This window comes from Vibrio sp. ZF57, assembly GCF_001691235.1.
Taxonomy (GTDB): Bacteria; Pseudomonadota; Gammaproteobacteria; order Enterobacterales; family Vibrionaceae; genus Vibrio; species Vibrio crassostreae_C.
The window spans coordinates 64,762-77,233 of sequence record NZ_MAKD01000061.1 but is presented as its reverse complement, the minus strand read 5'-3'; the positions used below and the strand labels follow the sequence as shown (position 1 = coordinate 77,233).

The window sequence follows — 12,472 nt, the reverse complement described above, 5'->3', positions numbered from 1 at the left end:
ATCAACGAGTGCCCACACAGATTGATAGGTTTAAATTGTTAAAGAGCTTTGCTTATCGAAACTTTCTTTTTACAAAGAAACCCTTGAAAGCGGACGTGAATTCTAGCGATTTAATCTTAAGTGTCAAACACTTTTTAAAATTAATTTGTTTCGAACTTTCCGTCTTACTGATTACCGCTGAAGCCTTGTGGCGTCTGCCGTGTCAGTGAGGCGGCATTATAGAGATCATCGTAAACATGGCAACCCCTTTTTTGATAAAAATTCAAAAAAGTTGCTTAAGTGTCTACTTTTACGTCAAAAGCGTCTTTCACAGGTCAAAGCTCATACAATAATGGGTGTATTACTTAAAACTTTGCGATTAGATCTTTCGAAAAAGCCTCTATATCTAGCTCAATGCTCCATTTCTCACTCACTTCTAGGATGTTATCTAGCGATTGCTGAACTGTTTTTATCGTCAATGTGTTGTTGTCTAGGTCGTATACCTGTTTTTGCGTGGTGTAATAGAAATAAAGGATGGTCAGCGCGTCTCGGTCGCCTTGCTCAGCTTTGGGTTGAATACGCTTGAGCTTACGATAGATTTGATTATGGATTTGTTTAAGGTTCCATACATAAAGCGCTTCTTTGAAGTAATCATGCCCTTTCACACGGCTCGCGATAAATGCATTCAATGCGACTGATAAGATCACACCTAATACGTTCAAGTGGAAATTACCTGTCGATTCGCCTGCGATTGATTGCCCTGAACCGAATAGCTCGATCAGTATGGTTCCGAATACAATGGCGAACACTGCGAGTGACCCAACCAACGAAACCAACAGCAGGTTCATCTTCTTTCTATATTCTTCTTTATTGATCTTCTGTAACTTCATCGACTACTTCCTTATGTAAGTCACCTAATAATTTGCGCATACTATCTACGTAAACATTGGGTCGCTTCAACCCTTACCATCTTGTAATGTGGTCATTCTCTATTTAATACGGAGAGTTCTTCTGGTTGGCGCTATACGCAACTCTATTTGACTTCATTAATAGAAAAGAGTTACATACCGCCACAATTTTGGTTATTCATCAATTCATGTTGATAAAGCCCGTTTCGCTTTATCACATACTGACAAGGTACATTCCATGCGTTCATTTGTATTACGCGCTCGCGCAGCCCCTACAGAGAGCAAACTTATCTTAGAAGGTGTTGGGCAAGATGCTCATACTGAGATTCTGGCTCATACTCTGATGAACACGATCTTCGTTGCTCAATCTCACCGTGAGAATGTCACCGTACACCTTGTATTAGAAAGTACTAAAGACTTTTCACGTACGATCACTTTCGATTCAAATGAGATCACCAACATTGGTGGCTTTCATGAATCGGCATTGTTATCAGCGGTAGTAAGAGCGGTTGATGCTTCTCAAGGTATGACCAAAGAGCAGACTCGTCAGGTTGAACCAGGAATCGTCGTTCGCACTATGAGCTTTGAAAAACTAGTCAAAGAACTGGCTGAAGACCACCAGCTATACATGATGGATAAGAAAGGTGACTTTATCCGTGATGCAGAGATTGCTGAAAACCCATGTTTCCTTCTTACTGATCACATCCCTATGCCGAAGAAAAGCTACAACAGCTTAAAGCGCTTAGGGACAGAAAAAATCAGCTTAGGCCCGAACATGCTGTTTGCTTCTCAGTGCGTTGTATTGATCAATAATGAGCTGGATATTCGCGGTTTCTAGCCCCCGGACTGATAAGCTAAACAAAAAGAGCTCAACTAAGTGAGCTCTTTTATTATCTATCTCTTGGTATCGAGGGTGTTATCTCATAATCAAGCCTGATTAACCAAAGATGAAGCTGTATAGGAAGCCTGCACCCGTCGCCATGCTTAGGATAACGAATAGGAATGCTGCAATCATTTGGTTCTTGAAGATTGATTTAAGCAGGATAACTTCCGTCAAACTTGCACCTGCACTACCAATGATCAATGCCATTACTGAACCCAACGCCATACCTTTCTGTACTAGAGCTGCACTTAATGGGATTACCGCTTCAGCACGAATGTACAGTGGAATACCAATCACGGCAGCTACTGGAATCGCATACCACATACCTTCACCAGCGTACTGTGCAATTAGGTCTGTAGGAATGAAGCCGTAGATGAATGAACCAATCGCGATACCCATCATTAGGTAAGGGAAAACTTGTTTGAAGTCTTTCCAAGTTGAGAACCAAATTCTCATCCAACGACTAGGTTCTTTCTTCTCTACGATTTCAGCTGTTGCGCTTCCATCCGCTGAACAGCATGAAACCGTTACTTGTGGCTCTTCTTTTTTAGAATCGCAGCAAGATGTCTCTTTCGCCATTACGGGTGCAGGTTCGCCACATGCACTTGTACCACATGAAGATTCTGCTTTAACCGGTGCTGCTTTCTTAGGAGCAGAGTCACCACAGCTAGTGCCACAGCTTGAAGCTGAACCTGTTGATTCATACGCTTCAGGTTTTACGTAACGCTCAAAGCCAAGCTTCTCAAGTGCGTAACCAGCCACTACAGACACCGTCATTGCTACAAGGAAGTAGAACACAGCAACTTGCCAACCGAAGGTAATCACAAACAAACCAATGATCACTGGGTTCAATAGTGGGCTACCAAATAGGAACACCATCATTGGACCGAAACCCGCTCTTGCACGCAGCAATCCTTTTAAGAAAGGAATGGTCGAACATGAACAGAAAGGTGTAATTGCACCCAGTAGTGCTGCTACTACATAACCCTTACCATTACGTGAGCTCAGGATAGATTGAATCTTTTCTGGTGTAAGGAACTCTTGAAGAATCCCAACAATGTAGCTGATCGCTAAGAAAAGGATAATTAGCTCTACTGCTAAGAAAGCGAACATATCAAGTGCGTCTTTCAGCATTGTTAACATTTCATTGCTCATAATTAACTCCAAACTGGATTGAAGGTCGGGCTCTATGAGAAAAGTAACCAACCCTTAATTTCGAATATTCTCAAATTATAGAAATAAACAGCTCCAGAACAAGCATTATTTCGATAAAAATCGAAATGATTTTCGAAAACACAGTTTTTCAATAACTTACACAGACACCGTTTTTAAATTTGAATTCGACATACATTTCGACTAACATCGAAATTAAATCTTGAGGAGTTAATATGAACTTAGAAGTCGTTGCGAAAGCACTTAAAGAGTTGGGGCACCCTATTCGCCTAACCATTTATAAGAGTGTCGTTAAAGCTGGCTACCAAGGCATTGCAGTTGGCGGCCTACAAGAAGAGCTAGGCATTCCCGGTTCTACCTTGTCTCACCACATATCAAGCTTGGCGTCTGCGGGCCTAATCAGCCAAAGACGAGAAGGAAGAACTCTATTCTGCGTGGCGGAGTATGAGTGCCTAGAAGGTGTGATTGATTTCTTACAAGACGAATGTTGCGTAAATGAACAGTGCAACTAATGCACCTTTGAAGCTCGAACAAGTCTGGGCCGAGTATCAGCAAGCATTAAAGTCATTCCTGCATTCAAAGGTCAACAACTCTGCGGATGTAGACGACTTGCTCCAAGATATCTTGATTAAGACCTATCAGAACTTAGATAAGGTACAAGATGCTAGCAGTGTTAAGGCTTGGCTGTTCCAGTTAGCCAACAACACCATTATCGACTTCTACCGTAAGCATGCACGCCAACAACGTGATAGCCAAATTGATGCTGAAGATCTGTGGTTTACCGATTTAGACCACGACTCTGAATTTAAGCAGAAACTTTCATTGTGTATTGAACCTTTTATTCAGGCATTGCCAGAACAAAGTTCATCGCTACTGCTTGCGGTCGACATCAAAGGCCAAAGCCAAAAAGAGATCGCAGAAGCGCAGAACGTCAGCTATTCAACGGTTAAATCCCGCGTGCAAAAAAGCCGTGCTGATCTTAAGAACCTGTTTGAAGAGTGTTGTAACTTGTCCCTTGATCAACAAGGCAATGTGATTGATTGCGAGCTTAAGCCGAACGCCAGCTGCGGCAAGTGTTAATCGTTACATCGAATCCGTTATTTCAATAGAACAAAGCCAGCAATTAATGCTGGCTTTGTTGTTTTCATAATCTGCAAATCACTCTTTACTTAAGCAAATCTAGAGCTTGAGCGAACCGAACTATGCTGCTTCCGCTTTTACTACAGGTTGATAGCGCCCCGGTTTATGATTCATTGCTAGAATCAAGTTGGTGACTATCGCACCAAGCACAGACAGAAGAACCAATGACACATCAACAATGAACAGAGAAAGCACAACAATCGTGCAGTCTAATGCCATCTGAACCTTACCTGCTCGAATTCCAAAACGTTCTTGTAAGAACAACGCCAGAATGTTGAAGCCACCTAAGCTCATCTTGTGACGGAAAATCACCAGCATGCCGGTACCAATCAAGCCACCACCAAGTAAAGCTGCATACAATGCATGAATTTCGGCAATTTGAATCACGTGATACAAGTGATCCACGGCGAACGAAACAATCGAAACCGCGATAAACGTATTGATTGTGAAGCGCCAGCCCATACGAGCAACCGACAAAATATAGAAAGGTAAGTTAAGTGCGAAGAATACTTGGCCAAAGCTCAAATCTGTTACTTTGGTAATGAAGATCGCTAGACCAGCCGTGCCCCCGGTGAGCAAACCGACTTGGTTGAAAAAGATAACGCCGAGTGAAACCAATGCGCTACCTAAGATCAGTGCCAGTAAGTTTTCGCGAAGATTATGATCTTTATCCATGTGAATGACTCTCCCTGAATCTTTTAACATCGCGTTTCAGTAGTCTTGAAACGATTTATGCCCAAATTTACGATGTTTGACAGATAAGTCGAGTGAACGAGCAATGTTGCTTAGTGATTAGTTTGTATATTAGTTTTTACAGCTTTGTGAAACTTTAAATTAAACAGCTAGTTATAAGCCTTAATTTAGACTTTCATTCTTAATTAGATACTTGTTTCTATTAACTAACGAGCTTCAAGTTTTCTTATTTATTGAGCGCGTTTTATACCAATTCCAATCAAGCGACAATCTATGCATAAAACGCATAGACTACATCACAAATGGTCATTTGATACATACCCGACTCATCACTATGATGCGCGACTTCTTACAACATTGAGCGCATGTCAACACCGTATGTTTTCACAATCTCTTTTTGCCCAACTTGCCAGAATGACGTTATTCCTCGTCATTAGTTTGGTTATTGTGCATCACAGTCAGCCATTGATTGATCTCTTGGCTCAGCATGCCGTAAGCAGTGGTTGCCACCAGCAGTCAGGGCATGATCATTCTGGGCACGAACATCACCATGAGATCACTGACCAACACATGTCAGCGCAAGATCACTCACATCACCACCATTAATTTAAGAGTATTAGAATGAGCATTTTCCGTTTTCCTTTACTGGTATGGCTAGGGATAGGCACACTTATTATCAGTCTAGGGATCAGACAATCATTCGGCATTTTCATGATGCCAATTTCAGAGCATTTCGGCACGGGTCGAGAGTTTTTCAGCTTCTCTATTGCTCTACAAAACTTATTGTTCGGTGTGTTCCAACCTTTTGTTGGTATGGCCGCTGACAAATGGGGAGCAAGACGCATCATTATTGCTGGCGCATGTGCTTACGGTTTGGGTTTACTTCTTACCTCAATTTCTACCGAATCGAGCATGCTTTACGTTTCGTTAGGCGCACTGGTTGGTCTTGGCTTGAGTGCGACAAGTTACGTGATCGTGCTTGGCGCAGTAGCGAAAGTTGTACCAGCAGAGCACGCGGCTAAGGCGTTTGGCTTAACCACGGCTGCAGGTTCATTTGGTATGTTCGCGGTAATTCCGGGCGCACAATACATGCTGAATGAATTTGACTGGCAGAGTGCGATGCAAGTGTTTGGCGTACTGTGTTGTTTGATGATCTCTTTTGCGCTGTTCATGCGAGCGCCTAAAGCAGCCTCAAACAAACAAGCGCAAGCTGAAGAGAACCAAACACTCAAAGAAGCGTTGTCTGAAGCGTTTGCTCACAAAGGTTACTGGTTGATTCACGCGGGCTTCTTCGTGTGCGGTTTCCACGTAATGTTTATCGCAACGCACTTACCGAGCTATTTAGCAGATAAAGACCTACCCGCGAGCAGCGCTGCGATGGCACTGGCTTACGTTGGCATCTTCAACATCTTTGGGTCTTACTTCTGGGGTGTAATGGGCGACAAGTTCAGCAAACGCCACGTTATGTCTGCACTGTACTTAGTGCGTACTGTGGTTATCGGTGCGTTTGTGACTCTGCCTGTGACTGAATCAACCGCGGCTATCTTCGGTGCGGCCATTGGATTCTGTTGGTTGGGTACAGTTCCGCTAACGTCTGGCTTAGTTCGTCAGATCTTCGGTGCCCGTTACCTATCAACGTTGTACGGCTTGGTATTCTTTACTCACCAAGTGGGTAGCTTCTTAGGCGCTTGGGTGGGTGGTCGTATTTACGATTACTACGGTTCTTACGAGCCAATCTGGTGGTCAACGGTGGTGCTGGCATTTGCAGCAGCACTTATCCATTTACCAATCAATGACAAGCCCATTGAGCGACTGAAATTGGCAATGGCTTAACGTTTTATGCTGACTCCCCCACTAGCGTAAACAAGTCGTTCCAATAAAGCGAGTGAGTATTGAAAGGAAGCATCCTGAGATACTCACTCGCTTTTTTGTTGGTCGTTATAGTAGAAATTATAACTAGCGAAACTGGCATAAAGCTCACTGAATAATAAGACTATTATTTTAGTTTTCATTTATAGTATCCACCCGCTCCTTTAAAACTAATCCGCAGGCTTATGGAATACATAGATCAGACTGTCCTTATCGCAATGACACTCATTTTTGTCGGCTCGTTTGTGCAAACCGCAATCGGCTTTGGTTTGGCCATTGTTGCAGCCCCACTGCTGTTTTTGGTCTCTCCAGATTATGTGCCTGCGCCTATCTGTTTGATCGGTCTATTTATCTCGTTATTCAACGCTTTTAAACATAGAGCAAATATCTCTATTGGCGGATTAAAAATCGCATTGCTGGGCCGTATTCCTGGGTCACTGGCAGGTGGTGCTTTGTTGGTGATGGTTTCAACGAGCGTGTTATCACTATGGTTGGGCTTATTGGTAGTATTTGCCGTGATTGTTAGCCTACTGCCCTTTAGACTCGAACCAACCCCAACTAAGATGGGTATTGCGGGGTTCTTCTCTGGGTTCTTTGGCACCAGTTCTGGTATTGGTGGTCCACCGATGGCACTGCTACTCCAACACCAAGATGCCAATCAGCTTCGTGGTAACCTTTCTGCGTTTTTCGTGTTTAGTTCGATCATTTCGTTGGTTGTACAGATCCCAATTGGCTTCTTCACGCTACACCACTTGATCATCACAATCCCGCTACTTCCTGCCGCTTGGTTGGGTTACAAGGTAGCGTTATTGACGACGCAAAGCATTCCTAAAGAGAAGATACGTATCGGCTCTTTGTTACTATGTTCTATCAGCGGCTTCACTGCTATTTGGCAAGGCTTAGCTAGCTAGAAGCAGAAACATCGATAAAACAACAAACACACAGATCCACCACCAAATTATGAAAGGGCGTTCTATGACATACGACGAGTTCAATGCATTCTGTGAATCACCAGCAGCCACCAGCTACGTGATGCAGTGGAATAACTCTCACGTTTGGAAAGTGGGAGGCAAGGTGTTTGCGATTGGAGGTTGGGGACCAAACGACGAGCCTGCATTTATCTTCAAGGCATCTGATCGGAATTTCGATTTTCTCAAAGAAGAGCCAGGGTATAAACCTGCCCCCTACTTTGCTTCACGCGGAATGAAGTGGATTCAGCTGTTTGAGAGCACACCAGAAAGGGATGGCGAGTTGAGATACTACCTCACGGAGTCTCACCGAATCGTCTCTTTGGGACTAACCAAAAAGAAACAAGCAGAACTCGGGCTCAATCAATAGCCAGAGATTCCGCTTGCTAAACGAAAGCCAAATTGCTTTGGGGGAACTAACTTGCTATTAAGAACTAAGTTGCTTTTAACAGCGAAGCTCTTCTTAAATGTTTAATCCGTTCTGAGGAACTTAGGCAATAACGGTTCTATTTTTTGCGTTGGCACCAGTGGCACTAATAGGTAGATTAAGCCTGCAAAAGCGATAGATGCCGCTAAGTCTTCAGGACGATGCATACCAAGCCAAACGCGGCTATACGCGACACCACCAGCCCAAGCTAACATGCCACCTACAAGGTAAAAACGCTTCGCTTCTAAGAACAACCCACCAAAGAATGCCAAGCAAACACCCACGAAAATCATGTGTCCAGACGGGAATGAATAGTCTGTTTCGCCAAGCCAATGACGTGTTCGCCATTCACTGACCTTATCTTCTACTGACTCAATGGCCACGTTCTTTTCTTCTAGTGGCAGTTCATAAAACAGCTCCGGCATATCAACCACTTCTTGGGTAACTAAGTACTCAGTATATGGGCGTGGACTCTCCGTTGATGATTTAAGGAATGTCTTTGCTGCAAAGCTTAACACCAATAAAATACCAAGCTGCAAACAAAGGCTCACTAGCTTTGCTTTTGAGAACTTTAATGTCAGCACCAACAAAGAGAGAATCGCGAGTGTGATTAGGAACCCTTGATTACCCGCTGAATAAGTCACGAATGTCATCACTGCACCATAGAAAGGCAATACAGCACTTCCAAGGTCGAAGTCAGATCCAAAGATCAAAAAAGGCACTAGAGAATACAAGCTTAAAACGAGCAGTAATAAGCCTTTGGATTTGTTAGAGAACAGAGAAGTCATGGCTAAGATCTTTGAGATAAAGTGGTCGGATGCTATCGCAGCTTAGCATCGCCAATATCAATTTTATGTCAAAACGGTCAGTAAGCCGTCATGGTGTAACAATAATCGATTAAAGGGCCTCTTAAGTATTGAGCTGATGAACTGTCACGCCATCACCAATAATCCAGACCATCCACTTGTGTACATATAGACATCAAAACCCACTAACATAGCCTGCGCACCGCTATACACCACACGCTAAGGTCTGCCGATAAAGTGAACACTTACCGGATTATAAGGCCAGAATCTGAAAAACTTTGCTGTCAGTCCTTTAAATCCACTATCGAAAGGATTACCATCTGGTCTGCTTTCAAAGCAAAACAAATTATTAATTTTTATTCTCAGGGCGGGGCGAAATTCCCCACCGGCGGTATGTCCTTAGCAAAATCTAAAGATAAGCCCGCGAGCGCTCGATTCGTCGAGGTCAGCAGATCTGGTGAGATGCCAGAGCCGACGGTTATAGTCCGGATGAGAGAGAATGGAAACACACTCGTTTAAGTTGGAAAGGCGCACCTATCTATTGGGTTGATGCCTCCAACTCAGACGGGTGCATTTCGTTTTGGATAAAACCATAATGAGCTAAAGCCTCTTGTAATGAGTAGGCTTTGTCGTGCTCGGTTGAGATCCCTCATACAGCCCTGATTCTGGTGATATTTTAGGAGTTTAACCATGAATCAGTCTTCACTACTTGCCGAATTTGGCGAACCAATCACTCGCGTTGAAAACGCACTGCAAGCTCTGCGCGAAGGTCGTGGCGTACTTCTACTTGACGATGAAGATCGTGAGAACGAAGGCGACATCATCTACTCAGTAGAACACCTAACCAATGCTCAAATGGCGCTTATGATCCGCGAATGCAGCGGCATTGTGTGTCTGTGTCTAACTGACGAGCAAGCGAACCAACTTGAACTTCCACCTATGGTTGTTGATAACAACAGCGCAAACCAAACTGCGTTTACCGTCACTATCGAAGCGAAAGTTGGTGTAACAACAGGTGTTTCTGCCGCTGACCGTGTAACAACGATCAAGACAGCTGCAAATCCAACAGCTAAGCCTACTGACCTTGCTCGCCCTGGCCACGTATTCCCATTGCGTGCTCGTAAAGGTGGTGTACTTGCTCGTCGCGGCCACACAGAAGGTACAGTAGATCTTATGCAAATGGCTGGTCTTCAATCTGCCGGTGTACTTTGTGAAGTAACCAATCCGGATGGTACGATGGCAAAAGCGCCAGAGATCGTTGCTTTCGGTAAAATGCACAACATGCCAGTACTGACCATTGAAGATATGGTTATGTACCGCACTGAGTTCGACCTTAAGCTTGCATAACGTTTAGCCCTCAATGCTAAACACTTAGTCGTTAAGTCAACTACACTGCGAAGTGAACATTGAAAGGCCTCACTCTTACTGCTTTTAGAGTTAAAGCATATAGGGTGAGGCCTTTTTAATTTCCGTAGCTTGAAACGAGCCTGAAATGGATCGCCAAAGTGTCTCTACTTACCGAAACCTCCCCAACCTATCGTTAGAAAAGCGTAACCTCTCAAAAAATCCTGCAAAATATGAGAAACATTCACTCGAATGGTGAAGTCATGCACCATGATTGATCATCCATAATTTGAGAAAAATCATAAATCAATGAAATATAACACTTATTTATTTTGGCACGGTGTCTGCACTACCACTAAGTAGGTATACAAATATTAGGAGTTGAATATGTTTGTAGTTATTTCAGTGGGTTTATCCCTATTAGTACTTGCGGCCCTGTTTCATTTCTCAAGGAAGAGACAAACAGCGCTATCACACAGGTTTGAAACCTTAGTTCTGCTTAGAGAATTATTGTTGTTATCACGCAAACATCGCGCGGCAACGCACTATGCTCTAGCTTATAAGTTGTCTAGCGACTCGATTCGCAAAGTGAACGAGATTTACGACAACATACTTGAAGTATCTGAACTGCTTCAGTCCCATGTGTCGTTTGATAGCCGCCCTATGTATCGCATCTATCACCTCAAGCTCATCGCCATGCACAGCGACTGGCAAAACCGTAGCTTGGTGCGTAACCAATCGATTCATGGCAAAACGATACGTCACAGCATGTTCTTAATGGATGAAGTGATGATCATCTGGCTTATTCAGTCTGAGCGAGAAGACATGAGCCGTGAGTATCACATGAATTGGCAACAGATCTTAGACTGCATGGAGATCCTGACCAAGTTACGCATGTGCATACCTGATATGGAGAAGCCTGAGGAGTACGCGAGATTCAAATTCTACGCATCTCAAACACACCGCAAACTTAACCAATTATCGATTATCTGCCCTCTTAGTAGTGGGTCACCGGTTTGTACGCGAGCGATGCATGCACTCTCAGAGATCGCATCAAGTAACGAAGCGACCCAACCGGCAGATAGTATGTACGAATTAACCAGTGATATCTCTAGCGTCGTGTCGCAAGTTTACGACCAAGTATTATCCGACATTACGAGAAGCTTGTATCAGCCTTTACCAGACGTAAACGAAAAGGTAATAAATACCCGATTATCCGTACATCATTACATGTAAAGACTTCGTGAGAGGAGAGCGTGCTGGAACTCTGAATTATTGAGTTCAAATCCGATATCACCATTGATATCGGATTTTTGTATTTATGAGCTTTTAAAATTCTATCGCTATGTATCATTGCCTATGAAGTTTCAAACATCGCCAGATTTGATATCGCTAGACCAAGCTTCTGCGGCAAAATCAATGAACTGACGAACAACCGGAAGCTGATAGCTGCGAGACAGATACACCGCCCAAAGCACGCTGCTTGGCGAAACAAACTCATCCAATATTCGTATCAATTTGCCATTCGCAATCAGTGGGTTGGCTAAGTCACAGGGCAATCGAACAACCCCTTTACCATGCTGTGCAGCGCGGGTTAATACCCCAACATCATTAGCTTTGATAGTGCCAGACACCTCAACCGAAAAATGCTGATTATCCTTAACGAAATCCCACTTAGAAACACTCAAATGGCGAAAACAATTGTGCTGTCGAAGCTCGTCGACTGTTTTAGGTTGACCATGTTTGTCTAAATAAGCTTGCGATGCACACACCACCGAATCAATTTCCATTAGCTTACGAGCAATCAAGCTATCGTCAGGTTGGTCGGTATAACGCAGCGCAATATCGATTCTGTCATCCACCAGCTGAGCAAAACGGTCAGAAGCAAAAAGTTCTACCGTGATATTGGGGTGAAGCTCTGTGAACTGCTCAACCACATCCAACAACATGTGCTGAGTTAAACCAATCGGAGCAGCAATTCGAATCACACCTGAAAGAGCATCGGTTTGATTCAGTGCGGTCACTTCTAACTCCGCCGTTTCATGGAGTATTTTCTCGCAGCGCTGTAAGGCGATTTCCCCTGCAGCCGTCAAACTCACCTTACGAGTCGTTCTGTGCAACAACCGCTGTTTTAGCCACCCTTCTATCTCTCGAATATGACGTGAAACCTGCAACCGGCTCATATCTAAGTGCTCTGCTGCTTGAGTGAAACTGGCACAATTTGCGACTTCAACAAAGCTACGCATCGCCGTCAACCTATCCATCACACTTTCCCTTATCCA

At 43.8% G+C, this 12,472-nt stretch carries 14 protein-coding genes and 1 riboswitch; of the genes, 9 read left to right on the top strand and 5 right to left on the bottom strand.

From position 1 onward, the window contains the following. Positions 1–344: 344 nt before the first annotated feature. The gene (locus A6D97_RS07155) at positions 345–869 is read right to left on the bottom strand and encodes a DUF3087 family protein (RefSeq protein WP_065584102.1); all 525 of its coding nucleotides are present in this window, start codon (positions 867–869) and stop codon (positions 345–347) included. 256 nt (positions 870–1,125) lie between these two features. On the opposite strand from A6D97_RS07155, the gene trmY reads away from it, so the two are divergent. Next, a complete protein-coding gene (gene trmY / locus A6D97_RS07150; RefSeq protein WP_017061702.1) occupies positions 1,126–1,725 on the top strand; it encodes a tRNA (pseudouridine(54)-N(1))-methyltransferase TrmY in 600 nt (199 codons plus the stop codon). A 99-nt stretch (positions 1,726–1,824) separates the two neighbouring features. On the opposite strand, the gene A6D97_RS07145 is transcribed toward trmY, so the two are convergent. Beyond that, positions 1,825–2,925 carry a permease gene (locus A6D97_RS07145; protein WP_065584101.1) on the bottom strand — a complete coding sequence of 367 codons (1,101 nt, stop codon included), beginning with the start codon at positions 2,923–2,925 and terminating at the stop codon, positions 1,825–1,827. 233 nt (positions 2,926–3,158) lie between these two features. On the opposite strand from A6D97_RS07145, the gene A6D97_RS07140 reads away from it, so the two are divergent. Beyond that, on the top strand, positions 3,159–3,455 hold the full coding sequence (locus A6D97_RS07140; protein ID WP_004733042.1) for a metalloregulator ArsR/SmtB family transcription factor: 297 nt from the start codon (positions 3,159–3,161) through the stop codon (positions 3,453–3,455). Further along, complete coding sequence (sigZ, locus tag A6D97_RS07135; protein WP_017061700.1) at positions 3,439–4,023, top strand: RNA polymerase sigma factor SigZ; 585 nt, start codon at positions 3,439–3,441, stop codon at positions 4,021–4,023. The genes A6D97_RS07140 and sigZ overlap by 17 nt, the downstream gene beginning before the upstream one ends. A gap of 120 nt (positions 4,024–4,143) precedes the next feature. Here the strand turns inward: sigZ and A6D97_RS07130 are convergent, their stop codons facing one another. Continuing rightward, positions 4,144–4,758 (bottom strand): YitT family protein, encoded by a 615-nt coding sequence (locus A6D97_RS07130; protein WP_017065874.1) that lies wholly within the window; start codon positions 4,756–4,758, stop codon positions 4,144–4,146. A gap of 396 nt (positions 4,759–5,154) precedes the next feature. Here A6D97_RS07130 and A6D97_RS21990 point away from each other — a divergent pair, with 396 nt between their 5' ends. From A6D97_RS21990 to A6D97_RS07115, 4 genes are all read left to right on the top strand, one after another. Continuing rightward, the gene (locus A6D97_RS21990) at positions 5,155–5,382 is read left to right on the top strand and encodes a hypothetical protein (RefSeq protein WP_083190214.1); all 228 of its coding nucleotides are present in this window, start codon (positions 5,155–5,157) and stop codon (positions 5,380–5,382) included. Positions 5,383–5,397: 15 nt separating this feature from the next. Beyond that, positions 5,398–6,609: an MFS transporter gene (locus A6D97_RS07125; protein WP_017061697.1), complete on the top strand. Its 1,212-nt coding sequence runs from the start codon at positions 5,398–5,400 to the stop codon at positions 6,607–6,609. A gap of 221 nt (positions 6,610–6,830) precedes the next feature. Next, positions 6,831–7,556: a sulfite exporter TauE/SafE family protein gene (locus A6D97_RS07120; protein ID WP_170791812.1), complete on the top strand. Its 726-nt coding sequence runs from the start codon at positions 6,831–6,833 to the stop codon at positions 7,554–7,556. A gap of 64 nt (positions 7,557–7,620) precedes the next feature. Further along, positions 7,621–7,983, top strand: a complete 363-nt coding sequence (locus tag A6D97_RS07115; protein WP_065584099.1) for an MmcQ/YjbR family DNA-binding protein — start codon at positions 7,621–7,623, stop codon at positions 7,981–7,983. 101 nt (positions 7,984–8,084) lie between these two features. On the opposite strand, the gene A6D97_RS07110 is transcribed toward A6D97_RS07115, so the two are convergent. Continuing rightward, positions 8,085–8,828 (bottom strand): phosphatase PAP2 family protein, encoded by a 744-nt coding sequence (locus tag A6D97_RS07110; protein ID WP_065584098.1) that lies wholly within the window; start codon positions 8,826–8,828, stop codon positions 8,085–8,087. A 372-nt stretch (positions 8,829–9,200) separates the two neighbouring features. After that, positions 9,201–9,351: riboswitch (FMN riboswitch) on the top strand. A 185-nt stretch (positions 9,352–9,536) separates the two neighbouring features. Between A6D97_RS07110 and ribB the strand changes: the two genes are divergently transcribed. Both ribB and A6D97_RS07100 read left to right on the top strand, forming a co-directional pair. Then, on the top strand, positions 9,537–10,193 hold the full coding sequence (gene ribB / locus A6D97_RS07105) for a 3,4-dihydroxy-2-butanone-4-phosphate synthase (RefSeq protein ID WP_004733029.1): 657 nt from the start codon (positions 9,537–9,539) through the stop codon (positions 10,191–10,193). 384 nt (positions 10,194–10,577) lie between these two features. After that, positions 10,578–11,426, top strand: coding sequence for a hypothetical protein (locus tag A6D97_RS07100; RefSeq protein ID WP_017064918.1), 849 nt, complete (start codon positions 10,578–10,580; stop codon positions 11,424–11,426). Between the two features lie 131 nt (positions 11,427–11,557). On the opposite strand, the gene A6D97_RS07095 is transcribed toward A6D97_RS07100, so the two are convergent. Further along, positions 11,558–12,454 (bottom strand): LysR family transcriptional regulator, encoded by an 897-nt coding sequence (locus tag A6D97_RS07095; protein WP_065584097.1) that lies wholly within the window; start codon positions 12,452–12,454, stop codon positions 11,558–11,560. Positions 12,455–12,472 lie beyond the last annotated feature (18 nt).